Annotated in this window: 21 protein-coding genes, 3 tRNA genes and 1 pseudogene; 4 read left to right on the forward strand and 21 right to left on the reverse strand. The window is 50.7% G+C overall.

The genetic code is table 11. The features are described 5' to 3' along the window. From AC9UEO_RS00020 to folC, 15 genes and pseudogenes are all read right to left on the reverse strand, one after another. Positions 1-1,431: sulfotransferase (locus AC9UEO_RS00020; protein ID WP_509528322.1), on the reverse strand; the 1,431-nt coding region annotated here is incomplete at its 3' end. Positions 1,432-1,538: 107 nt separating this feature from the next. Then, positions 1,539-2,909, reverse strand: a complete 1,371-nt coding sequence (locus AC9UEO_RS00025; RefSeq protein WP_509528324.1) for an ABC transporter ATP-binding protein — start codon at positions 2,907-2,909, stop codon at positions 1,539-1,541. Beyond that, entirely contained in the window at positions 2,899-3,720 is an 822-nt protein-coding gene (locus AC9UEO_RS00030; protein ID WP_509528326.1) for an ABC transporter permease, read from the reverse strand. The genes AC9UEO_RS00025 and AC9UEO_RS00030 overlap by 11 nt, the downstream gene beginning before the upstream one ends. A 25-nt stretch (positions 3,721-3,745) precedes the next feature. Further along, on the reverse strand, positions 3,746-5,719 hold the full coding sequence (locus AC9UEO_RS00035) for a glycosyltransferase family protein (protein WP_509528329.1): 1,974 nt from the start codon (positions 5,717-5,719) through the stop codon (positions 3,746-3,748). A 36-nt stretch (positions 5,720-5,755) separates the two neighbouring features. Then, positions 5,756-6,715 (reverse strand): GDP-L-fucose synthase family protein, encoded by a 960-nt coding sequence (locus AC9UEO_RS00040; protein WP_509528332.1) that lies wholly within the window; start codon positions 6,713-6,715, stop codon positions 5,756-5,758. A 39-nt stretch (positions 6,716-6,754) separates the two neighbouring features. Beyond that, a pseudogene (gene gmd, locus AC9UEO_RS00045) lies at positions 6,755-7,888 on the reverse strand (GDP-mannose 4,6-dehydratase). 278 nt (positions 7,889-8,166) lie between these two features. After that, positions 8,167-8,243: transfer RNA gene (locus AC9UEO_RS00050), tRNA-Asp, on the reverse strand. A 49-nt stretch (positions 8,244-8,292) separates the two neighbouring features. Next, a tRNA-Glu gene (locus tag AC9UEO_RS00055) sits at positions 8,293-8,368 on the reverse strand. 35 nt (positions 8,369-8,403) lie between these two features. Then, positions 8,404-8,479: transfer RNA gene (locus AC9UEO_RS00060), tRNA-Ala, on the reverse strand. A 35-nt stretch (positions 8,480-8,514) separates the two neighbouring features. Then, positions 8,515-9,900 (reverse strand): glutamate--tRNA ligase, encoded by a 1,386-nt coding sequence (gene gltX / locus AC9UEO_RS00065; protein ID WP_509528334.1) that lies wholly within the window; start codon positions 9,898-9,900, stop codon positions 8,515-8,517. After that, a complete protein-coding gene (locus AC9UEO_RS00070) occupies positions 9,897-11,120 on the reverse strand; it encodes an O-succinylhomoserine sulfhydrylase (RefSeq protein WP_509528336.1) in 1,224 nt (407 codons plus the stop codon). Before AC9UEO_RS00070 ends, gltX begins: the two co-directional genes overlap by 4 nt. Before the next feature lie 6 nt (positions 11,121-11,126). Then, positions 11,127-12,641 carry an amidophosphoribosyltransferase gene (gene purF, locus AC9UEO_RS00075; RefSeq protein WP_509528339.1) on the reverse strand — a complete coding sequence of 505 codons (1,515 nt, stop codon included), beginning with the start codon at positions 12,639-12,641 and terminating at the stop codon, positions 11,127-11,129. Further along, positions 12,641-13,126: a CvpA family protein gene (locus tag AC9UEO_RS00080; RefSeq protein ID WP_509528341.1), complete on the reverse strand. Its 486-nt coding sequence runs from the start codon at positions 13,124-13,126 to the stop codon at positions 12,641-12,643. The genes purF and AC9UEO_RS00080 overlap by 1 nt, the downstream gene beginning before the upstream one ends. A 4-nt stretch (positions 13,127-13,130) precedes the next feature. Continuing rightward, on the reverse strand, positions 13,131-13,808 hold the full coding sequence (locus AC9UEO_RS00085; protein WP_509528343.1) for an SPOR domain-containing protein: 678 nt from the start codon (positions 13,806-13,808) through the stop codon (positions 13,131-13,133). 1 nt (position 13,809) lies between these two features. Beyond that, the gene (folC, locus tag AC9UEO_RS00090; protein ID WP_509528345.1) at positions 13,810-15,099 is read right to left on the reverse strand and encodes a bifunctional tetrahydrofolate synthase/dihydrofolate synthase; all 1,290 of its coding nucleotides are present in this window, start codon (positions 15,097-15,099) and stop codon (positions 13,810-13,812) included. A gap of 104 nt (positions 15,100-15,203) precedes the next feature. Between folC and AC9UEO_RS00095 the strand changes: the two genes are divergently transcribed. The 3 genes from AC9UEO_RS00095 (at position 15,204) to ppnP (ending at position 17,507) form a co-directional block, all read left to right on the forward strand. Beyond that, on the forward strand, positions 15,204-15,758 hold the full coding sequence (locus AC9UEO_RS00095; RefSeq protein WP_509528347.1) for a glycine zipper 2TM domain-containing protein: 555 nt from the start codon (positions 15,204-15,206) through the stop codon (positions 15,756-15,758). A 115-nt stretch (positions 15,759-15,873) separates the two neighbouring features. Continuing rightward, positions 15,874-17,187, forward strand: a complete 1,314-nt coding sequence (locus tag AC9UEO_RS00100) for an argininosuccinate synthase (protein WP_509528349.1) — start codon at positions 15,874-15,876, stop codon at positions 17,185-17,187. 2 nt (positions 17,188-17,189) lie between these two features. Next, positions 17,190-17,507, forward strand: a complete 318-nt coding sequence (gene ppnP, locus AC9UEO_RS00105; protein WP_509528351.1) for a pyrimidine/purine nucleoside phosphorylase — start codon at positions 17,190-17,192, stop codon at positions 17,505-17,507. 4 nt (positions 17,508-17,511) lie between these two features. Here ppnP and AC9UEO_RS00110 read toward each other — a convergent pair whose 3' ends face one another. The 5 genes from AC9UEO_RS00110 to AC9UEO_RS00130 all read right to left on the reverse strand — a co-directional run bounded on the left by AC9UEO_RS00110 (position 17,512) and on the right by AC9UEO_RS00130 (position 23,324). Next, positions 17,512-18,465 carry an NAD(P)H-dependent flavin oxidoreductase gene (locus tag AC9UEO_RS00110; protein ID WP_509528353.1) on the reverse strand — a complete coding sequence of 318 codons (954 nt, stop codon included), beginning with the start codon at positions 18,463-18,465 and terminating at the stop codon, positions 17,512-17,514. 10 nt (positions 18,466-18,475) lie between these two features. Continuing rightward, complete coding sequence (locus AC9UEO_RS00115; protein WP_509528356.1) at positions 18,476-20,269, reverse strand: acyl-CoA dehydrogenase C-terminal domain-containing protein; 1,794 nt, start codon at positions 20,267-20,269, stop codon at positions 18,476-18,478. After that, on the reverse strand, positions 20,266-21,198 hold the full coding sequence (locus tag AC9UEO_RS00120; protein WP_509528359.1) for an electron transfer flavoprotein subunit alpha/FixB family protein: 933 nt from the start codon (positions 21,196-21,198) through the stop codon (positions 20,266-20,268). Before AC9UEO_RS00120 ends, AC9UEO_RS00115 begins: the two co-directional genes overlap by 4 nt. A 1-nt stretch (position 21,199) precedes the next feature. Then, complete coding sequence (locus AC9UEO_RS00125) at positions 21,200-21,949, reverse strand: electron transfer flavoprotein subunit beta/FixA family protein (protein WP_509528361.1); 750 nt, start codon at positions 21,947-21,949, stop codon at positions 21,200-21,202. A 118-nt stretch (positions 21,950-22,067) separates the two neighbouring features. After that, positions 22,068-23,324 (reverse strand): mechanosensitive ion channel family protein, encoded by a 1,257-nt coding sequence (locus tag AC9UEO_RS00130; protein WP_509528363.1) that lies wholly within the window; start codon positions 23,322-23,324, stop codon positions 22,068-22,070. 55 nt (positions 23,325-23,379) lie between these two features. Between AC9UEO_RS00130 and AC9UEO_RS00135 the strand changes: the two genes are divergently transcribed. Next, the gene (locus AC9UEO_RS00135) at positions 23,380-24,528 is read left to right on the forward strand and encodes a lytic murein transglycosylase (protein ID WP_509528365.1); all 1,149 of its coding nucleotides are present in this window, start codon (positions 23,380-23,382) and stop codon (positions 24,526-24,528) included. 56 nt (positions 24,529-24,584) lie between these two features. Here AC9UEO_RS00135 and AC9UEO_RS00140 read toward each other — a convergent pair whose 3' ends face one another. Further along, positions 24,585-26,123: a malonate--CoA ligase gene (locus AC9UEO_RS00140; RefSeq protein ID WP_509528366.1), complete on the reverse strand. Its 1,539-nt coding sequence runs from the start codon at positions 26,121-26,123 to the stop codon at positions 24,585-24,587. Positions 26,124-26,188 lie beyond the last annotated feature (65 nt).

The following is a 26,188-nucleotide window of genomic DNA, read 5'->3' on the forward strand; positions in this document are numbered from 1 at the left end:
TGCATTAGCTAAATCCAGTTCTGTAGTCGTTTGCTCTAAGAGCTTGGAGCGGGTAACTAACTCTTGACGATTCTGGACTAATTCTTGAGTACGGGTATCAAGCTCTGCATTAGCTAAATCCAGTTCTGTAGTCGTTTGCTCTAAGAGCTTGGAGCGGGTAGCTAATTCTTGACGGTTCTGGACTAATTCTTGGGTACGGGTATTGAGCTCTAATTGAGTATGCCCCAGCTGGCTAACTGAATTCAACGTGGTTAAATCTCCCACCCTGGCTTGCAATTGCCGATATCTACACACCAGATCCAGTGTCAAGGCTCCCATGTTTTCAGTAAAGGAAGTCTCAATTTTTGCACCAATCTTATTTGACAATAACTCTAACAATCTCCCAGACTCTCTTGAATTAATCCCAGATGAGGCAATGATTTCAGCGCCCATAAGTAACAAATTTTTACTACTAAAACTCTCTTGCATTCGGATCAAAAAGGATTCCCGTAGAGATGTGCTGTTATCTACTTCTGGAAATTTGAAACCATCTGCTTTTAGTTCTTCTATGATTTTTTTATAACCCAGCTTTAAAAAAATATCTTCTCCAAGAAAGTTAACTAAGCTGGTGATTTCTTCTTTAGTTAGCTCCTGTCTCCATTTCCCAACTGATAAATTGTTTATATTAGGCTTTTTCTCGTCATTCAAAACATTACGATCACCCAAAGATGATCTTCGATATGTCTCTATTAATGAGGCATTATCTTGATAGGCTAACATTTTAGGTGAGAATTTAGTCCCAATGAAATCACAAATATGCTGAAGCACCTTCTTTGGCTCGCTTACTAAATCTTCATAATTAATAACATGAATATTTGATTCCTTCTTTGCACTGTAATCCGCCAGGGTAAATAACCCTTTAGCAAAATCAACTGAATTTGCTGTGGGCACTTGACCAATTAGTTCGTCAATAGACACTTTCCATGAATTTTTGTATGAAAGGGCAATATCCAGTGGATTTCGCAAAAGTACAATTTTTTTTGCCGAAGGGTAAAGACGATCAATAAAATCTAAAATATGATAGTAGCGGGGAGTTTTATCAACAAAAAATTTCTTTCCTGAGGCAGAAAGTGCAAGCCTATATAGCACTCGAGCAAACCGAGATGTTTCTTTCACCTTTTTAGAAAACAGAATCTGCAGCTCTTTATTTAGAATGGATGCATCTGCCTGTTTGGAAGATAAAGACTTTATAAACTCTCCAACAGCAATAATTAACGCATTATCATCAATTGGAAGCCTATCTTCACTAGAGATTGATAGTTCTCTCATTGCAAGCTGAATCCAAGATTCTGGGGGGCAAAGTACGTTTGGATTGCTCCCCAGCATCATTCCCAATAAAGATGAGCCAGAGCGCGGCATTGATAACAAAAATACGATATTTGAGTCACGCATATTTGAATTCTAAACAGATTATTACTAGTGAGACTGCTCTATATAAAGCAATAAATAGATTTATTGAATGTGTATTCAGCATAAACAGTTAAAAGACATAATATGGTTCATCTAATGGCCCCATTAAGTTCTTGTACGTCACTAATAAAGCCAAAATCAACCATGCAAGAGGAGCAATCTTGTATATCAGCTACCCTAAAAGTACATGCATCAAGTATGCGATGCAGATATATTTCGCCGGCACCAATATCTCCAAATACGCCAGCATTTAAGAAATATACACCGGGATTAACTATGCATTTAAATGTAAAAAAAATTTCAACTTGTGTATTTGGTGGAACAAATGATATTGAATTTGTACCATCAATTGATGTTACAGAGCCGCCTATCTCTATACCTGTATGACTTTTAATAACCATACCAAAACGCACATTATGAGCTGCTTGGTTAAAATTCACTCTATAGGAATATTTATAGGTATTATTTTTGGTCAGGACATTAATCCGCGTTCCGTCAACTGTGGTGACCTTAGGAGAATCTATATTTGCTCCAAGCGATTCATAGGAAATTGTGCTGCTGGGGATCAAATTTGGGTCGAAATATTCATCCCTGAGACCATGCGACTGCATTTTAGATGTCTCAATAAGTTTAGCCTCAAACCTTAAACTTTCTATAAATTGAGAAATTTGACTACGTATACGTTGACTATCGACTATAGGTGCATAAAGTAACTTTTGATAGCAGCCTATGATATCTTTAGGAATTCCAACCGCAAGAATTTCGCCGGCATCAATGAGAACCGCTCTATCACATAATTCAATAACTGCCCTGCTAGAGTGAGATACGAAGAGAATTGTTGCACCTCTTGAGCGAATAGTTTCAATACGTGAAAAGCATTTACGTTGAAATAACTCATCGCCAACTGATAGGGCCTCATCTATTACCAAAATCTCTGGATCGACATTGATGGCAACTGCAAATGCCAACCGCACATACATCCCAGAAGAAAATGTCTTGACAGGTTGATCAATAAATTGTCCGATGTCTGCAAATTTAATAATGTCTTCTAATGCTTCATCTATTTCCTTGCGACTTAGTCCTAGCAATCCTGCCGACAGATAAATATTTTCTCTGCCAGTAAATTCAGAATTAAAGCCTGCGCCTAGCTCCAAAAGTGCAGCAACTCTTCCAGTTATATGAAGATATCCACTAGATGGCTCAAGTATTCCGCATATAACCTGTAATAACGTAGACTTACCAGAGCCATTCCTACCCACAACTCCCAACACTTCCCCGCGCTTGATGTCAAGCGTAACTTTTTTTAGCGCCCAAAATTCCTTAAAATATACATTGGGCTTAATACCAAGAAGCCATTGAATTCTTGGAAATATAAATTGTTTTAATCTATCTGACGGCTTCTCATAAATTTGGTAACACTTACCAATATTTTCAACCTTAATAATAACGTCAGATGACATCGGCAAAACCCTTACGTGTTTTTTGAAACCAAGCATATCCAAACCATGCAGCCAGAAAAGCTAATACGTAAGCACTTAACAAAGTGCGCCATTCAGGAAAGACGCCTAGTAACAGGCAATTTCTCCCCTGTTCAATAACTATCGTCAATGGATTAAGCATAATTATCCATTGATATTTTTCAGGCAATGCACTTACTGGATAAAAAATAGGGCTCATGAACATTAAGGCTTGACAACCTATGCCTATTACTTGCGAGATATCCCGCAGATATACCCCGAGCGATGCCAAGAGCCAACTCACGCCCAAGGTAAAGAACAGCAAGGGTAAAATAATGAACGGCAATAACAATGCGGCAAGTGGCGGCGCTCCATGCATAAGGACATAACCAAAAAACCAAACCAAAATACTTGTGAATGCATGAAATATTGATGCTCCTAAGGTGACTACTGGCAAAACTTCCAAAGGAAAAACAATCTTTTTAACAAAATTCACATTATTGATTATTAAAGAAGGAGCCTTTGTAACTGACTCAGAAAATAATGAAAATATAATTAAACCCATAAAGAGAATTAGTGCAAAATTTCCTACTGAATCTGCATATTGATCGCCCCACTTGGCATTAAATGCCGTTCGAAAGACGAATGTATAGATTACCAACATCAGCACAGGGGTAACGAAAGACCACAACACACCCAATAGCGAACCCTTGTAACGCCCCAAGACATCTCTACAAGTAAGATTCCAAATTAAATAGCGATGAATCCAAATACTCCTGATCATCGAAAGAGGGCTAATTGGGTAGCTTTTCATCTGGCAAATTAAGATTTAAGCTGAATCATGTGCGGCTTAACTTTCTTTTAAGTACCCCGAGGCGCTTAACAAAGCCCTCTCTCTTCAAGGCCTTTATTTGCCCTTTTAACCAAAATACATTAACAAATTTTAGCCAAAATTGCCTTAACGATAATTTAGGCGGCAGATAAGCACCATCTATTGGCCGTGGGTTGATGCCAAAGAAAATTTGCATTACTTCTGGGCAGTAGGATTTAATAATTAGATTCTCGGCTGCCTCATCCCAGGTACGTTCCGGGAATTCATTTTTGATTTCAATTTCAATGGTAGCCTGAAATTGCTGAAGTAATTGATTTTTCCCAATTAATGCTGCTATCGGCCGACCATCCAAGGTCTTGAGCGCCACAATTGCATCATCCGGAATTTTATTAATTCTAAAAATAAAACGGCCATATCCTGGTGGAGCCAAGCGATCAACGTGTCCAAAATCTAAAAGCTCATTTACGGCATGAACGATTTCATCATTACGTATTATGGCTGCGGTAGCTGCGCAAGAGGCATCAAGATTTCTATTTAAGGCGCCCGCCAAGACCCTCACATGATTAGAGTAAAGACTCTCATTAGGGGCAATAACCATGAATGCATCTGCATTGTTGGATAACGAAATCAGCTCCGAAATAATATCTCCAAGCATACGCTTATGATTACCTGAACTATTTCTGCAATTAAAAAAATCTAACTTGATAAGTTTTACTTTGAATCCGATGTTTTCTATAGTCGTTTTAATTTTCAGAAACTGCTCATCATTTAGCGTCGAATCAATTACTAATGCTGGATAAAAATATTCATAGTCTTGAGTAGTGATACTTGCTAGATTCTTTTCCAAAGTGTCTATCGAAAATATCGGCATGAGAAAATACGCAGCCACCTTGCTCTGCGGCCGATCAGAGGGATTAATCTGTTGCTTTAAGCGTATCTTACGATCAATGAGGTCACTATAAATATCTGCTAAATTAGTGCGTAAATTAAATTGGCCTTTAAAAATCTCTTGAGCGGCAGTAATTTTAGTTAATGCCTTTTGAGGGTTGCTTTTTGCCCACTGAATATGACCCACAATATCTTCATAAATCTTTTCTACTGGATCTCTGCTGTCAATATAGAGCAAGGTGTCGCCAAAATTCGTCTTTGCAAATGGGTTTTCATCACAAATGATTAGTGCGCCAGCAGCTATGCTCTCGAACAATCTACTGGACATCAAACCCGATTCTTTATGAGCCGGCGAAGATAAAACAAAGGATATACCTGCTTTAGAGATTTCGGTCAACATTGAAACCCCATCAAATGGAATTTCTTTTACATAACTTTTATATCCGGCCCATACCTTAACGCCTTGAAAAATAGTTGGGCCATAAATTCTTAGTAAACCAGTCCTATCAAGACGCTCAAGGACCTCTTGATGACGGGCTTTTCCCCCGGTAATTTTTTCCCAATTAATGCCCACATAAAATAATTTTTTATCGCCTAAAGAAGGCATAAACATTATTCCTGGCGTTGAATGGTATAGCTTAAATTCAGGGGAAAGCAACGTCTGATCATCCACTTCAACCATAGATCGAACGTGATTATCAGCTACTTCTGAGCTACAGCTAATAAAGTCATCATGAGTAGTTAGGTTTCGGGATGTTCTAGAAAATCCCCATTCATGATAAAAACGAACTGGATTCCAAAGGGCGGCAAATGAAAATGCATCATAACTTTTTGGAGTGTCATAATGCAAGTGAATCACAAAATCAATATTACCTTGATTAACTCTTTTGTTTGGCTCTTCCAAAAAAAATCCATCGGAATTAATCTCCACACATTCAACGCCAATATCTGCAGCAGCTAATTTTATGCGCGCAATACACTCATCTTCAGCCGTCTTCAAATCAGGCCATAGTTTTACGATTGCAAACTTTCCGAATAAACCGGCCTGAGTCTGAAAATTAGCATTCTCCGCCGACTTTGACTTTAACTGCATCATTGCTCTCTAGACTATATAAAATAATAACTCGCGTTAATAGCGTGAACTAACTGACTGGTTGCTATCAATAATGAGCTTAAGGTCTTCATACGCTTTTGCTAAGCCCATCTGCTCAGGGACCCTTGGAGACCAACCCAAAGATGTAATACGACTACTGTCCAGCAACTTTCTCATGGCTCCGTTAGGCTTAGACTTATCAAAAACTATCTTCCCATCAAATCCTACAGCTTCGATAATTAATTGAGCTAACTGGGCAATACTTAAATCCTTACCTGCGCCAATATTGTACAAATCATGCTGTGTATTGGTGATCATCAAAAATTTCATAGCATCTGCTAGGTCACCCACCCAGAGTAATTCTCTACGCGCAGTTCCATCACCCCACACTACAAATTCACTAGCCCCACTCTCTTTTGCCTCATGTGCCCGGCGCAAGATCCCCGCTACCACATGGCTTTTCGTGGGGTGATAGTTATCCCCAGGCCCATATAAATTGGGAGGAATTATTGAAATAAAATTACACCCATATTGCTTTGCATAAGCACGACACATTTCAATCCCTGCAATTTTTCCAATCGCATAGGCCCGCACAGCAGCATCCGGCGCTCCTGAAAGCAAAGCCTCTTCAGGGATTGCATCGGGCAAATTACTTGGATAAGTGCAATTGGTCGCAACAAATATTAATTTTTTAACGCCTACTTCACGCGCGCCATCAATAACGTTTAATTGGGTTTGTAAATTCTCGCGAATAAAGTCGCCTGGTTGCATTTGATTAGCACTGATACCACCAACTTTAGCAGCAGTATGAAAAACAAAATCGGGTTTATTTTGTGCAAGCCATGAGCGCACTTTGGCGCCATCGGATAAATCTAACTCGGCTCGAGAGGTAACCAATACATCACACTCTTCGTTGGCTAGGCTACGCAAGAGGGCCGAACCCACCATGCCATTGTGGCCAGTTATCCATACTTTTTTGTCTTTAAATGAATTCATTTATAAAAAAAATTTGTGTATTAGGTAAAATCTAAAGTATTAAAAATCAATATTCTTTTTTATAGTAACGCTATAGCCTTTATTGGCCAGCAGTGCATATTGCTTAGCTTGATCTAAATCATGATCCACCATTTCTACAATCATTTGATCTAGAGTAATTTCAGGAACCCATCCTAATTTTTCTTTAGCTTGCGTAGCATCACCTAGGAGGGTTTCAACTTCAGTAGGTCGGTAGTAGCGGGGATCAATTTGGATAATTACATCACCAGCTTTAAGGGCGGGTGCTTTAGTTCCTTCAATACCAGCAACTATTGCCTTTTCATTTTCAGCAGCACCCTCGAAGCGAAGAGTAATTCCAAGCTGCTTAGCGCTACGAATTAAGAAATCACGAACAGTGAACTGCACACCTGTTGCAATCACGAAATCTTATGGTTTTTCCTGCTGAAGCATTAGCCACTGCATTCGAACATAGTCTTTGGCGTGGCCCCAATCACGCAAGGCGTCTATGTTGCCCATGTAGAGGCACTTCTCAAGGCCCTGCGCAATATTTGCAAGCCCACGCGTAATCTTACGCGTCACAAAAGTTTCTCCACGACGCTTTGATTCATGATTAAATAAAATTCCGTTACAAGCGTATATTCCGTAAGCTTCTCGGTAGTTCACAGTAATCCAATAGGCATATAACTTTGCTACAGCGTATGGACTGCGTGGGTAGAAGGGGGTGGTCTCTTTCTGAGGGATCTCTTGCACCAAGCCATAAAGCTCTGACGTGGAAGCTTGATAAAAGCGAGTCTTTTTTTCTAGCCCAAGAATGCGAATAGCCTCAAGTATTCGAAGTGGTCCAATTGCATCTACATCGGCCGTGTACTCTGGCGACTCAAAGGATACCGCCACATGGGACTGCGCCCCCAAGTTGTAGATCTCGTCAGGTTGACACTCCTGAATAATCCGTACCAAGTTACTCGTGTCAGTTAAGTCACCGTAATGTAGGATCAGCCTTAGATTACTGTCATGAGAATCTTGGTAAAGATGATCTATACGGGATGTATTAATATGAGATGCACGCCGCTTGATTCCGTGAACGATATAATTTTTATGAAGCAAAAATTCCGCCAGGTAAGAGCCGTCTTGCCCAGTAATTCCAGTTATTAAAGCAACTTTTTGTTTATTCATATGAAGAATGGACTACTTGGATATGGATTGGTCTTCTATACGTTTTCTGTAGTAAGCGGCAGCTAAGTGGACGGCTACCGCAGAACAATCACCCGAATGCTCTTTTAAGAAAAGCTAAAAATTTTCTATTTTTCATTCTATACTTATAATTACAAAAATTGATAAATTTTTTATACACAAACATTCAACATGTCGTGCGGTATCTGACAAAGAAAAATGCATAAGCGACAAGCCATGAAAAATGCCGCTGCAAATCTCATCGCAGCGGCATTTATTTTTGGCGGAGTGGACGGGACTCGAACCCGCGACCCCCGGCGTGACAGGCCGGTATTCTAACCAACTGAACTACCACTCCTGGTAGATAGCTTTGTTTCAGCGTGAGCTAAAACCAAGTGCTACAAACTTGGCGACCCTACGGGGATTCGAACCCCGGTACTCACCGTGAAAGGGTGATGTCCTAGGCCTCTAGACGATAGGGTCAAAACCTTGTGGACTAACCAACTCGACGCCTTGTTTGGTGGAGGTAAGCGGGATCGAACCGCTGACCTCTTGCATGCCATGCAAGCGCTCTCCCAGCTGAGCTATACCCCCATTGGGTGTCGAGCCAAATAGTATAACCAACTTTTTTAGAAGGCCTTGAGGCGCAGCAAAACTTTTTCCAAGCCGCACAGGTGCAGCACCGCGTCGACCGAGGGGGTTTGCAGCGTGCCCATCACCAACACCCGAACCGGCATGGCCAGTTGCGGCATCTTCAAACCCTTTTCGCTCAACACTTCTTTAATGGCCACACTGATAACTGAAACACTCCATTCGGGCAACGCAGACAATTTGTCAGACAACAATTGCAGCGCAGGCTTGACTTCATCGGTGACGTGCTTGGCAAGGTCTTCAGCACTGGGATGTATGTCTGCATAAAAAGCAGTGGCCCAGTTAGCCAAAGCCACCGTGGTGTCGCAGCGGTCTTTAAACAAGCCGCAAATAGAAGGTAGACGCTCATCCGCATGAATACCTTTGAGCGCCAACTGCACTTGCACCAAAGCTGCCAAGGCATCATCAGCCATGGCCTTCAGGTGTTGCGCATTCACCCAACGCAGTTTGGCCTCGTCAAACTGCGCGGCACTTTTGCCTAAGTGGTCAAGGTTGAACCATTCAACGAACTGCGCCTTGCTGAATATTTCATCGTCACCATGGCTCCAGCCTAAACGTGCCAAGTAATTCACCATGGCCTCGGGTAAGAAACCTTCGTCACGAAACTGGGTGACTGGCTTGGCACCTGTGCGCTTACTCAGCTTGTCGCCTTGCTCGTTGAGCACCGTGGGCAAGTGGGCGTACACCGGTGGTTCATGTCCTAAGGCGCGAAAGATATGAATTTGACGCGGCGTGTTGTTGACATGATCGTCACCACGAATGACGTGTGTGATGGCCATGTCAATATCGTCGACCACCACGCAGAAGTTGTAGGTAGGTGTGCCATCTGGCCGCGCAATGACCAAGTCGTCGAGTTCGGTGTTGCGAATCTCAATCAAACCTTTGACCTTGTCTTCCCACGACACCACGCCTTGCAAAGGGGTTTTGAAGCGCAACACAGGCTGAACACCCTCGGGTATGACGGGCAAGACCTTGCCCGCTTCGGGTCGCCATGTGCCGTCGTAGCGTGGCTTTTCTTTGGCGGCCATTTGCCGCTCACGCAGTGCGTCCAACTCAGCCACGCTCATGTAACAAGGGTAGACATGACCCGCCGCTACCAGTTGCGCTAACACCTCTTTGTAGCGGTCCATGCGCTGCATTTGGTAGAAAGGGCCTTCGTCATGATCTAAACCTAACCAAGACATGCCCTGCAAAATCACGTCCACCGCTTCTTGCGAGGATCGTTCCACATCGGTGTCCTCAATACGCAAGATGAACTTGCCGCCTGTTGCTCTGGCGAATGCCCAAGGGTACAAGGCAGAACGGATATTGCCCAGATGAATAAAGCCCGTCGGTGACGGCGCAAAGCGGGTACGGGTGCTCATGCGGTGGCTGAAATAAGGTCTAAGCCGCGGGATAAATCAGCTTTAAGGTCGTCAAGATGCTCTAAACCAACGGCAATGCGAACCAAACTTTGCTGAATACCCGCCAGTTGTCGATTGGCTTCGCTTAAACGGCCATGCGAGGTGCTGCCTGGGTGGGTGATGATGGTTTTCACATCGCCCAAATTGGCGGTGATGGACATCAGTTGCGTGCTGTCAATGACTTTATACGCATTGGCGCGGCAATGCGCCACAGAGGCGCCGACAACATCGAAAGACAGTACCGGCCCGCCCACGCCAGACTGCTGCGCCATGGCAAGCGCATGTTGAGGGTGGCTGGGCAAACCTGGGAAATACACCTTGGCGACTTTGGGATGGTTTTCTAGCCACTGGGCAAGTGAAAGCGCTTGCGCGGACTGCGCCTTCATTCGCAGCGACAAAGTTTCCAAACCTTTCAACACCACCCATGCATTGAAGGGCGACAAACTCATGCCCGCACTGCGCATCACGGGGATGAATTTGTCTTTGACCATCTCTTGGCTGGCACACAAAGCGCCTGCCACCACCCTGCCCTGACCATCCAGGTATTTGGTGCCCGAATGCACCACCACATCGGCACCCAAGGAGATGGGGGTTTGCAAAGCGGGTGTGCAAAAACAGTTGTCAACAGCCAAAACAGCGCCCGCTTTGCGAGCAATTTGCGCCAACGCTGCGATGTCACAGACCTCGGTCAGCGGATTGGTAGGCGTTTCAGCAAACAGTAAACGGGTGTTGGGTTGAATGGCTTTGGCCCATTCGGACAAATCGGTTTGCGACACAAAAGTGGTTTGTACGCCAAACTTTGCAAACTCCGTGCTGAGTAACTTGTGCGTGGAACCAAACACCGAATGCGAGCACACCACATGGTCGCCGCTTTTGAGCAAAGCCATGCATAGCAACAACACCGCCGCCATGCCGCTGGCAGTGCCCACACAAGCTTCAGAGCCCTCGAGCGCGGCCAAGCGCATCTCCATACTGGCAACTGTCGGGTTGGTAAAGCGGGAATAGATGTAACCATCCTCCTCGCCAGCGAAACGACGCGCAGCGGTTTCACTGTCAGGCTGTACAAAGCTAGAAGACAGGTACAGCGCTTCGGAGTTTTCGCCGTACTGCGATTTATTGACAGCGGTTCGCACCGCCAAGGTATCAAGATGCAAATGGGGGGGTAAGGCGCGTTCGGTCATGGGTAATTATTGATTGGCATTGGGCAGGGCCAAGCGTGAGTTGTCTTCGGCATCTTCTTCAGTATTGACGCGTTGTTGGTTCAACCTGGCGATGTCCGCCACAGTAATGTCACCCGTGATGTAAACGCCATCAAAACAAGAGGCATCAAAGCCATTGACCACGGGAGAACCCGCCAAGGCAGAGCGAGATATAGCCTCTCGCATGGCATTGACTTCTTGGTAAATCAAGGCATCGCAACCGATGATCTGTCGAATTTCTTCCACGCTGCGCTCGTGCGCCACCAGTTCCTCAGGCGTGGGCATATCTATGCCGTACACATTGGGAAAGCGTACTGGTGGGGCTGCACTGGCCAAATACACCTTGTTGGCGCCTGCATCTCTGGCCATTTGCACGATTTCTTTGCTGGTGGTGCCGCGCACGATGGAGTCATCCACCAACAACACATTGCGGCCCTTGAACTCGCTCACGATGACGTTCAATTTTTGACGCACCGAGCGCTTACGAACCGCTTGGCCAGGCATGATGAAGGTGCGGCCCACATAGCGGTTCTTCACAAATCCTTCGCGGTAAGGCTTACCCAGCAAATGCGCCAACTGGGTGGCACTGGGTCGACTCGACTCAGGAATGGGAATCACCACATCAATTTCCGAAGGCGGCAGGGTCGAGACAACGCGCTTAGCCAATGTCTCGCCCAAATTGAGCCGCGCTTGGTAGACCGACATACCGTCCATGGTCGAGTCTGGACGGGCCAAATAAACAAACTCAAAAATGCAGGGCATCAACTGGGGATTAGCGGCACACTGCTGCGCGTGGAGTTGGCCTTTTAAATCAATGTAAACGGCTTCCCCAGGGGCGACATCTCGCTCAAAGTGGTTGCCAGTACCCTCCAAAGCGACCGACTCGCTGCCCACCATCCAAGTGCCATCAACCCCTTTGCCAATGCACAAAGGGCGAATACCAAAAGGGTCACGAAACGCCAGCAAACCGTGACCCGCAATGAGTGCCACCACCGCATACGAACCTTTCACACGCTTGTGCACGCCTTGAACGGCCGCGAATACATCGGCAGGCGTCAACACCACGCCACGGGTGGTTTTTTCCAACTCGTGGGCCAAGACATTGAGCAAGACCTCGGAGTCACTTTCGGTGTTGATATGGCGGTGATCAGTGGAAAACAACTCCGCTTTCAAGGCCTGCGCGTTGGTTAAGTTGCCGTTGTGAACCAAGACCAAACCAAACGGCGCATTCACATAAAAAGGTTGCGCTTCCTCTTCGCTGTAGGCATTACCTGCCGTGGGGTAACGCACTTGTCCTAAACCGATATTGCCTGGCAGTGCTCGCATATTGCGAGTGCGAAAAACGTCACGCACCATGCCCTTGGCCTTATGCATAAAAAACTTTTGCTCAAGCTGCGTGACGATGCCAGCAGCATCTTGTCCACGGTGCTGCAACAAAAGCAAGGCGTCATAAATGAGTTGATTCACCGCCGTTTGACTGACCACACCCACAATGCCACACATTAGAACACCCAACCTTCCAAAGGAGCAGGTAAAAAGGGCTTGAACAACAAAACGCCTTGGTGGGCGAGTTGCGCCACCCAAGAGTTTTGCCACAAGGGGTAACGCACAGCAGGGGTTAGCCCAACAACTATGCTCAACACCAACAGACTCAAAACCGCACGGGTCAGCCCAAACACTGAGCCAAATAAACGGTTGACAATGCCCAATCCCACCATGGACAAAGCACTGCTGAGCAACAGGGCCGCCACATGGCACACCAACCAAACCGCCATAAAAACCAAAACCCAAGCAAGCATATAGGCCAGCGCTGGGGATGTGTCGGTTAAATCGAGCCAACGGCGGACATCAGGCGCGAAATGACTGGCAAGTGGAAAACCAGCGAGCCAAGCCAGCACCGCAAAAGACTCACGGATCACACCGCGCCACAAACCCAAACCGACAGACAAGGCAGTCAATGCCAGCAACACCAAGTCGAGACTGTTCATCGCTTCAGATGGTCAGCACCGAGGCACTGAGCTTCAAAGACTTGATTTTGTCGACGGTTTTTTGCGCCTCTTCTTTGGTGGCAAAAGGGCCTACACGAACACGTATGCGTTTGCCCTCTTTGGTTTGGGCAATATGGGTATAGGTTTTGATACCTGCATTTTCAAGTTTGGTCCGCACTTCCTTGGACTTGCTTTCTTCAGCAAAGGCACCTACTTGCACAATAAATCTGGGCGCAGATTCACCAGATTTTTCACTGTTTGGGTCAGTCTTTGAGACGACCTCTTCCTCTTTAGCCGCTGCCGGTTGAGCTTTTTCAGTCATCACTGAGGGAGGAACGACGGACTTGGGAGCGGCTTCAACGGCTTTTTGTTCAATGGGTACTTCTGCATCAGGAACAGGTGCAGGGGTAGCAACGACGGAAGGCGGCGGAGTCGGTGCCTGAGAGGGGCGCACCGCGTCTTTGTCAGGCATATCAATGCGGATGTCGGCAGCGACTTCTCTGGGCTTGGTATCGAATACCAAAGGAAAACCAATGACGGCAAGCAACACCAAGACGGTCGCGCCAATCAAGCGGTGACGCGCTTGGCGTCGCAAGGTGTCGAGACTTTGAGCAGCGAGGCCGTCGGCGTTTTTATCATCTGCCGAAGCATTGCCTGAGGAGCGGGACTTGAAAAATGCCATGTCAATGTGGTGGGCTTAGAGCAGAAAGGCGGCCAGCTATGCCGTGCTGTAAAACACCGCCAACGGTCAGGAAAGAACCAAAGACAAGAATTCTATCAGCGGGGTTCGCGTCGGCCATGACCTGACCTAAGGCGGCAACAGGGTCGGCAAAGGTTTGGGCCGATTGACCTTGGCGCGGCGCACAAGCTTGCCACAGCAAATGCAGCTGCTTGGCTGTGGCCGCACGTGGTGAAGGCAGATCACAAAAATACCAGTGCTCCACCAAAGGCTGCAAACGCTGCACCATGGCTTGAAGGTCTTTATCGGCCATGGCTCCCATGACCGCGCGGGTGACCGCAAAGTATCCCATGGCGTCCAAGTTATGCGCCAAGGCCGCTACCGAATGGGGGTTGTGCGCCACATCGAGCACCAGCGCAGGTTGCCCTGGCAGCATTTGAAAACGCCCAGCCCACTCCACCCGCGACAAGCCTAGCCGAATCGCTTGTGCGGTGACGGGCAAGCGATCTCGTAAGGCATGTAAGGCTGCCAGCACACCGGCGGCATTGATCAGCTGGTTCACGCCTCTTAAAGCCGGATAGGCCAAGCCAGCCCATGTACGTCCCGCGCCTTGCCAGCGCCATTGCTGCTGGTCACCCGAAAAATGGAAGTCGCTGCCCGATTGCCAAAGCATCGCGCCCACCGTCGCGGCGTGTTGCGCCACGCTGGCGGGGGGATGCGGGTCGCTGACAACGACAGGCTTGCCGCTGCGCATGATGCCGGCCTTTTCACGGCCTATGCTTTCACGATCGTTGCCCAACCATTCGGTGTGGTCTATATCTATGCTGGTGATGATGGCGCAATCGGTGTCAATCACATTGACTGCGTCCAAGCGGCCACCCAAGCCAACCTCCAAAATGACCACATCCAAATTGGCGCTGGCCAAACAACTGAAGATGGCCAATGCGGTGAACTCAAAATAGCTCAAGCTGATTTCACCACGTGCAGCCTCTACTTTGGCGAAATGCTCGCTCAGTACTGAGGCTGAAACAGCCATCCCCTCGATCTTGCAGCGCTCCTGAAAAAACACCAAATGCGGCGAGGTGAACATTCCCGTGCGGTAGCCCGCTTCGCGCAAAATAGATTCGAGCATGGCGCAGGTGGAGCCTTTGCCATTGGTGCCCGCCACGGTGATCACGGGGCAGGCAAATTGCAAGCCCATTGTCTTGGCCACCGCGGTCACTCTGTCCAAGCCCATATCGATGTTTTGCGGGTGTAACCGCTCACAATGGGACAGCCATTCCTGAAGATTCATACGGTCATTGTCTCTGAAGTTTGGCAAGCTAAAATTGATTCAAAGTCAACCATACCCCTTGCCAAAACGTTGACTGATTGAATTCATTAGATTTTGGAGACCCTATGAAACGTTTCATCACCCTTCTTTTGGTTTGTAGCGCCTCACTCAGTGCCGCCGTCAGTGCACAGGAAGTCGGCCGCGTCATTTCGTCCATGCCCATCATCCAGCAAGTGGCTGTCCCCCGTCAGGTATGTACACAGCAGCAGGTGGCCACCCAGCCCCGCAAATCTGGTGCCGGTTCGGCCATGGGCGCCATCGCTGGTGGCGTGGTGGGGAATGCCATCGGCAAAGGTGAGGGAAACGCCTTGGCCACCGCCATTGGAGTCATTGGTGGCGCTATTCTTGGCGACAAAATCGAAGGTTCGCCGCCTGCTGAAGTTCACAACATGCAAACCTGCAGCACCCAAAACTTTTACGAAAACCGCACTGTGGCTTACAACGTGGTTTATGAATTCAATGGCAAACAATACAACGTGCAAATGCCGCAAGACCCAGGCCCCACCGTGCGTTTGCAAGTCACCCCCATGATTTCTTCTACCCAGTCTGCACCACCCAACGTGCCTTATCCTGCCCAAAACGCCATTCCTCCTTTGGGCTCAGCGCCGCAAAGCTTTTAAGCTTGCGTTGTCATGAAAACCGCCTCCCAAGGCGGTTTTTTTTCGCCTAGGCCTTGGCCGTTCACAAGTGAGCAGTGCCCTAGAATCGCGGCTTTGCTTCTCACCTACTGACACCATGCCCACTAAACGGCCCACCCCCAGCAAACCCACTTCCCCCCAACGTGTTGTTCTCGCCTACTCGGGCGGTTTGGATACTTCCATCATCTTGAAGTGGCTGCAAGACGAGTACCACTGCGAGGTGGTCACCTTCACCGCCGACATTGGCCAAGGCGAAGAAATTGAGCCCGCTCGCGCCAAAGCCATCAAGATGGGCATCAAGCCCAGCAACATCTTCATTGAAGACCTGCGCGAAGAGTTTGTGCGGGATTTTGTGTTTCCCATGTTCCGCGCCAATGCGCTGTACGAAGGCGAATACCTGCTGGGCACCTCCATTGCCCGCCCACTCATTGCTAAGCGTTTGGTGGAAATTGCCCGCAAAACCAAGGCCGACGCCATCAGCCACGGCGCAACTGGCAAGGGCAACGACCAAGTGCGTTTCGAGTTAGGCGCTTATGCCCTGATGCCCAATGTGAAGATCATCGCGCCTTGGCGTGAATGGGATTTGCTTTCGCGTGAAAAGCTCATGCGCTACGCCGACCAACACGGCATTCCCGTGGACGGCGCCAAACGCAAAGGCCCTGCGCCCTATTCCATGGACGCCAATTTGCTGCACATCAGCTACGAAGGCGGCATTTTGGAAGACCCCAATTACGCGCCCGATGACAGCATGTGGCGCTTAACGGTCAGCCCCGAAAAAGCACCCAACAAACCGCAGGTGATTGAACTCACCTACAAGCACGGCGACGTGGTGGCGATTGACGGCGTTCGCATGAGCCCCGCCAAAGTGCTGACCCACTTGAACACCTTGGGCGGCAAGCACGGCATTGGCCGCTTGGACAAAGTGGAAAACCGCTACGTGGGCATGAAGAGCCGTGGGTGCTACGAAACCCCTGGCGGCACCATCCTGTTGTCGGGTCACCGCGCCATCGAGTCCATCACATTGGACCGCGAAGTGCTGTCGCTCAAAGAAGACCTGATGCCGCGTTATGCGCGTTTGGTTTACAACGGCTATTGGTTCAGCCCCGAGCGTGAGTTGCTACAAGGTTTGATTGATGCATCCCAAGCTACCGCCAACGGCAAGGTGCGCTTGAAGCTCTACAAAGGCACCATCATGTGCGTGGGCCGCGAGAGCAAAACCGACAGCCTGTTTGACACCCGCATCGCCACCTTTGACGACGACGGCGGCGCTTACAACCAAGCTGATGCTGGTGGGTTCATCAAGCTCAACGCTTTGCGTTTGCGCATTGCGGCCAACTTGAAAAACGAACGCGCTGCCAAAACCAGCAAACCCCTTGCAGCGCGCAAGACTTCACCCAAAAAGAAAGCCTGACCATGGTGACCGAACAACTCCAAGGCGCAAGCGTCGCCACCCAAGCCAATGTGTTTTTTGATGGCAAGTGCGTCAGCCACACCGTGACATTGGCCAATGGCGAAAAAAAATCCGTGGGCGTGGTGCTGGCCGCCACCCTCACCTTCAACACCGCCGCCGCCGAAATCATGGAGTGCGTGGCGGGTGGCTGTGAATACAAAGTGGCTGGCAGCAACGAATGGAAAACCTCGGGGCCAGGGACCCAGTTTTCAGTGCCTGCCAATTCGTCGTTTGACATCAAGGTGGCACAGGCTTACCACTACATCTGCCATTTCGGCTAGAAAGCTAAGCCAGCAAACGCGCCTTGGCTGTTGCGTATTCAGCCTTGAGTTGGTCAATAAAGGCCGCGGTGGTTTGAATTTTATTGACTGTGCCAATGCCTTGGCCGCAACCCCAAATGTCTTTCCATGCTTTGGACTTGTCGCCGCCAAAGTCCATTTTGCTGGGGTCGCTCTCGGGCAGATGGTCGGGGTCCATGCCAGCGTTGCGGATGGAAGGTGCCAAGTAGTTGCCATGCACACCAGTGAACAAATTGCTGTAGACAATGTCGTCAGAGTTGCTGTCCACAATGCTTTGTTTGTACTCTTGGGCTGCACGTGCCTCTTCGGTGGCGATAAAGGCTGAACCGATGTAAGCAAAGTCGGCGCCCATGGCCAATGCGCCCAAAATGGCACTGCCGCTGGCAATAGAGCCACTCAGCGCCAAGGGGCCATCAAACCACTGACGAATTTCTTGCACCAGCGCAAACGGGCTCTTCACACCCGCATGGCCACCCGCACCGGCGGCCACCGCCACCAAACCATCAGCACCTTTTTCAATCGCCTTGTGGGCGAACTTGTTGTTGATGATGTCATGCAGCACCACACCGCCATAGCTGTGGGCAGCTTGGTTGATTTCTTCACGCGCACCCAGCGAGGTGATGATGATGGGCACCTTGTACTTCACGCACATGGCCATGTCATGCTCTAAGCGGTCATTGCTTTTGTGCACGATTTGGTTAATGGCGAAAGGCGCAGCAGGGTTGTCAGGATGCGCCTTGTTGTGCGCGGCCAGCGCCTCGGTGATTTCGGCCAGCCATTCGTCCAATTGAGAGGCTGGACGGGCATTCAAAGCCGGCATGGAACCCACCACACCGTTGATGCACTGGGCAATCACCAGCTTGGGGGTGCTGATGATGAAGAGCGGCGAGCCGATGACGGGGAATTTGAGCGACGCGAGCGCCGCGGGGAGTTTAGACATATGAAAGTTCCTAAAAAGAATCCAAAACCATCTCGGTGACGCTGTCAGCACCGTCGACGATGCCGTCTCGCATACCAGGCACTTTGCTCAAGATATGGTCTGCATAAAACCGTGCAGTTGTCATTTTGGCTTGCAAGAAAGCGCTGTCATCAGCGCCTTGGCTCAAAGCCTCTTGGGCGATCAAGAACGACCTTGCCAACTGCCAACCCGCCAGCACATTGCCAGCCAGCATCAGGTAGGGGACGCTGCCCGCATAAGCAGCGTTGGGGTTGTGGGTAGCGGCTTGCACGATGAAGTCAATCACATCGTCAAAAGCTTGCCTGCCGGCTTCAAGGCGTTTGGCGATGGCGACCGCTGCGACACTGCCTTGGTCTTGCAATGCCACCACGGTTTGCTGCACTTGAGCGCTGATGGCCTTGGCAGTTTGGCCGCCATCGCGGGAGGTTTTGCGCCCCACCAAGTCGTTGGCTTGAATGGCGGTGGTGCCCTCATAAATGGTGAGAATTTTGGCGTCGCGGTAGTACTGTGCCGCACCGGTTTCTTCGATGAAACCCATGCCGCCGTGAACTTGCACGCCCAGTGAGGTGACTTCCAAGCTCATCTCGGTGCTGAAGCCCTTGACCAGCGGCACCAAAAATTCGTAGAACGCATTGTTCTGTTTGCGCGTGTCGGCATCGGGGTGGTGGTGAGCGGCGTCAAAGGCGGCTGCAGCCACAGACGCCATGGCACGGCAACCTTCGGTATAGGCACGCATGGTCATGAGCATGCGCCGCACATCGGGGTGGTGGATGATGGGCGCTGCGGCTTTGATGGAGCCGTCCACCGGGCGGGACTGCACTCGGTCACGGGCGTATTGGGTGGCCTTTTGGTAGGCCCGCTCGGCAATGGCGATGCCTTGCACACCCACCGCGTAACGTGCGGCATTCATCATGATGAACATGTACTCTAGGCCTCGATTTTCTTGGCCCACCAAGTAACCCACCGCGCCACCGTTGTCGCCGTACTGCAGCACAGCGGTGGGGCTGGCTTTGATGCCCATTTTGTGTTCGATGCTCACGCAATGCACATCGTTGCGTGCACCCAAGGAGCCGTCTTTGTTGACCATCACTTTGGGCACCACAAACAAGCTGATGCCCTTGACACCCTCGGGCGCACCCGTGACCCGCGCCAACACCAAATGAATGATGTTGTCTGCCATGTCGTGCTCGCCGTAGGTGATGTAAATCTTGGTGCCAAACACCTTGTAAGTGCCGTCGGCTTGCGGCTCGGCGCGGGAGCGCACCATGGACAAATCTGAGCCTGCTTGTGGCTCGGTCAGATTCATGGTGCCGGTCCACTCGCCGCTGACCAATTTGTGCAGGTAAGTGGCTTTCAACTCATCTGAACCAGCGGTCAGCAAGGCCTCGATGGCGCCGTCTGTCAGCAGTGGGCACAGCGCAAAACTCATGTTGGCCGAATTCAAAATTTCGCCACAGGCCGCGCCTATGGTTTTGGGCAAGCCCTGCCCGCCCATGTCTGTCGGGTGTTGCAAACCTTGCCAACCTCCCTCGGCATATTGCTGATAGGCCTGCTTGAAACCGATGGTGGTGGTGACCACACCGTCTTTCCAGGACGACGGGTTTTTATCGCCCTCCCAGTTCAGCGGCGCCAACACGTCTTGGTTGAAGCGGGCGCATTCTTCGAGCACCGCTTGAGCGGTTTCCATGCCAGCGTCTTCAAAGCCAGGGATCTTGGCGATCTCGTCCAAGCCAGCCAAGTGCTGCATATTGAAGAGCATGTCTTTAACAGGGGCGGTATAGCTCATAGTGCGGCCACCAGTTCAGGCACAGCGACGAACAAATCGGCTTCCAAGCCGTAATCGGCCACGCTAAAAATGGGTGCCTCGGGGTCTTTGTTGATGGCCACAATGACCTTGCTGTCTTTCATGCCGGCCAAATGCTGGATGGCGCCGCTGATGCCGCAAGCAATGTACAGCTGAGGAGCGACGATTTTTCCGGTTTGTCCCACTTGCCAATCGTTGGGCGCAAAGCCCGCGTCCACCGCCGCACGGCTAGCACCCATGGCAGCACCGAGTTTGTCTGCCAAGGGGGTGATGACCTCGGCAAATTTTTCCGAGCTGCCCAAGGCGCGGCCACCCGAGACGATGATCTTGGCGGCAGTGAGTTCAGGGCGGTCGTTCTTGGCGATTTCGCTGCCCATGAACTGGCTTTGCGCACCTGCATTGGCGGGGCTGATGCTTTCAACCGCTGCATTGCCACCCGTGGCCGCAGCGGGGTCAAACCCTGTGGTGCGAACGGTGATGACCAAGGTGGCATCTGTGGCTTGCACCGTGGCGATGGCGTTGCCAGCGTAGATGGGTCGCTCAAAGGTGTCGGGCGAATCTACCTTGGTGATGTCGCTGATTTGGCCCACGTCGAGCTTGGCCGCAACGCGGGGCGCGATGTTCTTGCCGCTGGCCGTGGCCGCAAACAAGATATGGCTGTAGCCTGAGGCCAGCGCCAGCACTTGGGCGGCGACTTGCTCGGCCAAGCCGTGGGCAAAGCCATCAGCGTCTGCGTGTAACACTTTGCTCACACCTGCGATATGGGAAGCGGCAAGGGCTGCGGCGGCGGCATCTTTGCCTGCCACCAGCACATGTACATCGCCACCGCAGGCCAAGGCGGCGGTGATGGTGTTCAAGGTGGCGGGTTTAACACTGTGGTTGTCGTGTTCTGCGATCACTAAAGCGGACATGTCAAATCACCTTTGCTTCGTTTTTCAATTTATCGACCAAGGCCGCCACATCGGCAACTTTGACGCCAGCGCTGCGCTTGGGCGGCTCAGATACCTTCAAGGTCTTGATACGCGGCTTGACATCCACGCCGAGGTCTTCGGGTTTGAAGATGTCGAGTTGTTTTTTCTTGGCCTTCATGATGTTGGGCAGCGTCACATAGCGCGGCTCATTCAAGCGCAAGTCGGTGGTGATGACTGCGGGGAGTGCGAGCTTCAAGGTTTCCAAACCACCATCAACCTCGCGGGTGACCATGGCGTGGCCATCGGCCATTTCCACTTTGGACGCAAACGTGGCTTGCGGCCAATCGGCCAGTGCGGCCAGCATTTGACCGGTTTGGTTGCAATCGTCGTCAATCGCTTGTTTGCCCAAAATAACCAAGCTGGGTTGCTCTTTGTCGGCCAAGGCTTTGAGGAGTTTGGCCACCGCCAAAGGCTGCAGTTCTTCGGTGGTTTCCACCAAAATGGCACGGTCCGCGCCAATGGCCATGGCGGTGCGCAAGGTTTCTTGGCATTGGGCAACGCCACAAGACACCACGATCACCTCGCTCAAAACACCCTTTTCTTTCAAGCGAACCGCCTCTTCAACAGCTATTTCGTCAAAGGGGTTCATGCTCATTTTGACGTTGGCAATGTCCACGCCGCTTTGGTCTGACTTGACCCGAACTTTGACGTTGTAATCCACCACGCGCTTGACCGCGACCAGTGCCTTCATGGGTTTTCTCCGAGGAATTAAGGGGTTGAAAGTTGACGTTACGTCATTCTAGACGAAACCGAGAGTATTTAAGTACGACCGTGCTTTTTTATGCCAAAGATAGAAAAGTCTTTTAAATTCAAGGGGGTGCGGGATGCCATGCAAGCTGTTGCTGGGCTTTTGGCAGCTCAATGCCGGCTTGGCGCAAAGCCTTCATCACGGCGATATTGATTTGCGAGCGGGTCTTTAAGTAGCCAGCCTCGGGCTCACTGACCCATGACACCACGGTGAACTCCAGGCCAGCGGAATCGACTTTGCTCAAAAATGCCTGCGGCGGCGGGTCGGGCAACACGCGCTGGCTTTGCAATGCGGCAAGGCTGAGCAACTTCAACACCTGCTCTATGTCGACATCTACACCCAAAGGAAAAGTGCAGTTGACCGCGATTTGTGGGTCACTCAAGGACAGGTTGTCGACCCGCTGGGTCAGCAGCATGTCGTTGGGGATGATGGACTCGCGTCCAGTGGCGTCACGCAGCAAGGTGTAGCGGGTTTTGATGTCGGTGACCCGCCCTTCCAAGCCATCGACCTTGATGTAATCGCCAATGCGAACCGAACGCTCGACCAGCACCACAAAACCGCTGACATAGTTGGCGGCCAGTTTTTGCAAACCTAGGCCCAGCCCCACGCCAAAAGCACCGCCCAAGACCGACAAAGCGGTCAAATCCACCCCCACCGCAGACAAGGCGAACAACAAGCCCACCAAGAGCAACACCGCCCGCAGCAAATTGGCAGCGACTTTGCGCATGGACAAATCGCTCACCGTGCGAGCCAACAACCGTTGCTCTATGGTGGCCGACAACCACAGGCTGAGCACCAAAACCAAGCCACACGACAGCAGGCCTTCGAGCAAGGTGCGCAGGTCTAAGCGCACTTTGCCGAAATTGAGTTTGATCTGCTCCAACTCCTGTGCCACCAAGGGCAGCAAGTCGGTGATCCACAGCACCGCCAGGCCCCACGCCAGCCAAGAGATCAATCGTTCTGTGAGTTGCGCCAAGGGCGACACTGGAAACACTGCCATCAGCACCCGTGCACACAAACGAATCAGCGCCAGCGACAACAGCACTGGAATCGCCAGTTTGAACAACATAGGGGTTTGGTGCTTGAAAAACACCACCTGCGCCACATAGGCCAAGGCCAATGCCGCCATCGGAAACAACACGCCATCGACCACCCCACGGCCAAAAAGTACCGAGGTATGGGTGGCAAAACGGCTGAGTTGGTAGCTAACAAGCCATGCCAGCAAGAGCGCCAAGGCCAGCAGGGCCAGCTCTTTCAAAAGCAAGGGTTGAACCTCGGTTTGCAACCAAGGTGAGAGCAAATCATTGAAAGTATCCATCTCAATTTAGCTTAACACGCAAGGGTGACCACAGGCTTGGCTACACTCGAAACCCATGACCGTATTTCGCACCCTTGTTTCACGCAGTTCTGCCACTTTCTTGAGTGTTTTTTTGCTGCTGGTGTTTGCACCCTCACTTGTCATCGCCCAGACAGCTACAAGCCAGAAGAGCCAAAAGACCTTCAAAAAAAACCCATCACTCAAAGGCAAAGCCAAAACAAATACCAAAGTGGTGCTAGGCAAGGCTTGGGGCAACACGCCAGCGGTGAAAGCCTTGGCAAGCCGTTTGAGCGCAGCGCACCAACTGCCCAAAGCATGGGTGCAGCAGCAAATTGCGTCGGCGCGTTTGTTGCCACAGGTGCAGCAAATGGTGTTGCCCCCTCTCGTGCCCACCGCGAAAAACTGGCAAGCCTATAGAGCCAGGTTTTTGCAAGCAGAACGCATACAAGCGGGTGCCGCCTTTGCACGGAAATACGCCCAAGAGCTCAAAAACGCCCAAGCCAGCTTCGGCGTACCAAGCACCTATGTGCTGGGTGTGTTGGGTGTGGAAACATTTTTTGGCCAGCACCAAGGGCAGTTCAAGGTGCTGCACGCTTTGGCAACGCTGAGCATTGCGTTTCCCAAAGAGCACCCTTATGCCAGCGAGCGACAAGCCTTTTTTGAAAACGAACTGGGCCAGCACTTGCAGCAGTTGCGCCGACAGCCTTCTTTGAAGAACCAGTTGGGCAGTTTTGCTGGTGCCACTGGTTGGCCTCAGTTCATGCCTTCGAGCATTGCCAAGTTCGCGGTGGATTTTGATGGCGATGGGCGCATCGATTTGTCGCGCAGTGCGGTGGACGCGATTGGCTCGGTGGCGCATTACTTTCAAGCCTTTGGCTGGCAAACCGGTATGCCCACCCACTTTGAGGTGAAGGTCAAGGCCAACGAGGCGGATTTGGCAGCATTGTTGGCACCCGATATCGTGCCCAGTTGGTCGATTTCACACCTGCAAGACAAGGGCGTGGAGGTGGTGGACGCCTCTGGCTATGCCCAGCCCTTGGCCTTGGTGCAAGTCTTCAACGCAGATGATCCGCCTTCATACGTGGCGGGCACAGAAAACTTCTTTGTCATTACCCGCTACAACCGCAGCAGCTACTACGCCCTCGCCGTCATTGAGCTAGGACACGCCATCCAAACCGAGTTGGCTTTGAATCCTGACCATTGATTCAATTACCGTCATTGCCTTTTGTCGTCATTGCGAGCGCAGCGAAGATTGCTTCGTTACGCACGCAATGACAGGGCTTGTTCGCGCAGCACGTTCTTTTGCACCTTGCCCATGGCGTTTCGGGGTAATTCCTGAAGTACCACACATTGCTTAGGAACCTTGAAGTTGGCCACAAGCGCCTTCAACGCTTGCAGCAACGCAGCAGGGTCTAGCGTCACACCGACCTTGGCCAACACAAAAGCGCAGCCCACTTCGCCAAAGTCGGGATGCGGCACACCCACCACCGCACTCTCAAGGACACCATTTAAGTTGTTGAGCGCATCCTCGATTTCCACGGGGTACACATTCAAGCCGCCGCTGATGATGAGGTCTTTGCTGCGCCCAACAATGCGCACATAGCCCAGCGCATCTCGGGTGCCCATGTCACCGGTGATGAAGTAGCCGTCCGAGGTGAACTCTTGTGCGGTTTTTTCGGGCATTCGCCAGTACCCTGCAAACACATTGCCACCCTTGACCTGAATGCTGCCCACCTCGCCAAGCGTCACCTCTTGGTGCTGGTCGTTGGCAATGCGAACCGTCACCCCAGGCAGCGCAAAACCCACACTGCCGCCCACCCGCTTGTCAAGCCCACCAAAGCGCTCGTCAGCAGCATAGGGGTTGGAGGTGAGCATCAAGGTTTCGCTCATGCCGTAACGCTCCAGCACCGTGTGTCCTGTGCGTTGCTGCCATTGCTCGAAAGTGTCGACCAACATGGGTGCAGAGCCGGAAATAAAGAGGCGCATGTTGGCGCACACCTGCTGCCCCAGTTCGGGCAAGGCGAGCAAGCGGGTGTAGAAGGTGGGCACACCCATAAAGACACTGGCGCGTGGCAAGTCCGCCAACACCCTTGTAGGCTCAAACTTCGCATGCCACAGCATGGTGCAACCGCCAAACAGCGCCGCATGGATAGCCACAAACAGCCCATGCACATGAAAGATGGGCAAGGTGTGCAGCAGCACATCGCTTGTAGCAAAACCCCAGCAGTGGTGCAGACACTGGGCGCTGCTTTGCAAATTGGCGTGGCTGAGCATGGCACCTTTGCTGCGCCCCGTGGTGCCACTGGTGTACAAAATAGCGGCCAAATCGTCGGGGCGACGCAAGGCGGGCGTGTGTCGGTCGCTGTGGTGGGCCGCACGTTGCAACAAACTGCCGCCGCGCTGATCGTCCAAGGTCATCACATGGCGTGTGCCCTTTTGAAAGGCCAGCTTGCTGACCCAGCCGAAGTTGGCGGGAGTACACACCACCACCGCAGGCTCGGCGTCGCCTATGAAGTAGGCCAACTCGGCGCTTTGATAAGCGGGGTTAAGTGGCAAAAACACATGACCTGCCCGCAAAGTGGCGAGGTACAACATCAGCGCTTCTACCGACTTGTCCACCTGCACCGCAATGCGAGAGCCTGCAGGTAACTGCAAGCTGTCGAGCCAGTTGGCCAACATGGCACTGGCGCGGTCCAAGTCACGCCAGCTATAGCGCAAACCTTGGTCGGTTTCAATGGCGAGGGTATCGAGGTCTTGCGGGAAGCCTTGGCGCAAGGCAAGGTAGAGGTTGGCGTTCATGGCCGCATTTTGTCATTGCACAGAGTCGTCACAACGTTGGCTACGGCCGACCTGCGACACGTGCC

Source organism: Limnohabitans sp., from assembly GCF_040401495.1.
Lineage (GTDB): Bacteria > Pseudomonadota > Gammaproteobacteria > Burkholderiales > Burkholderiaceae_C > Limnohabitans.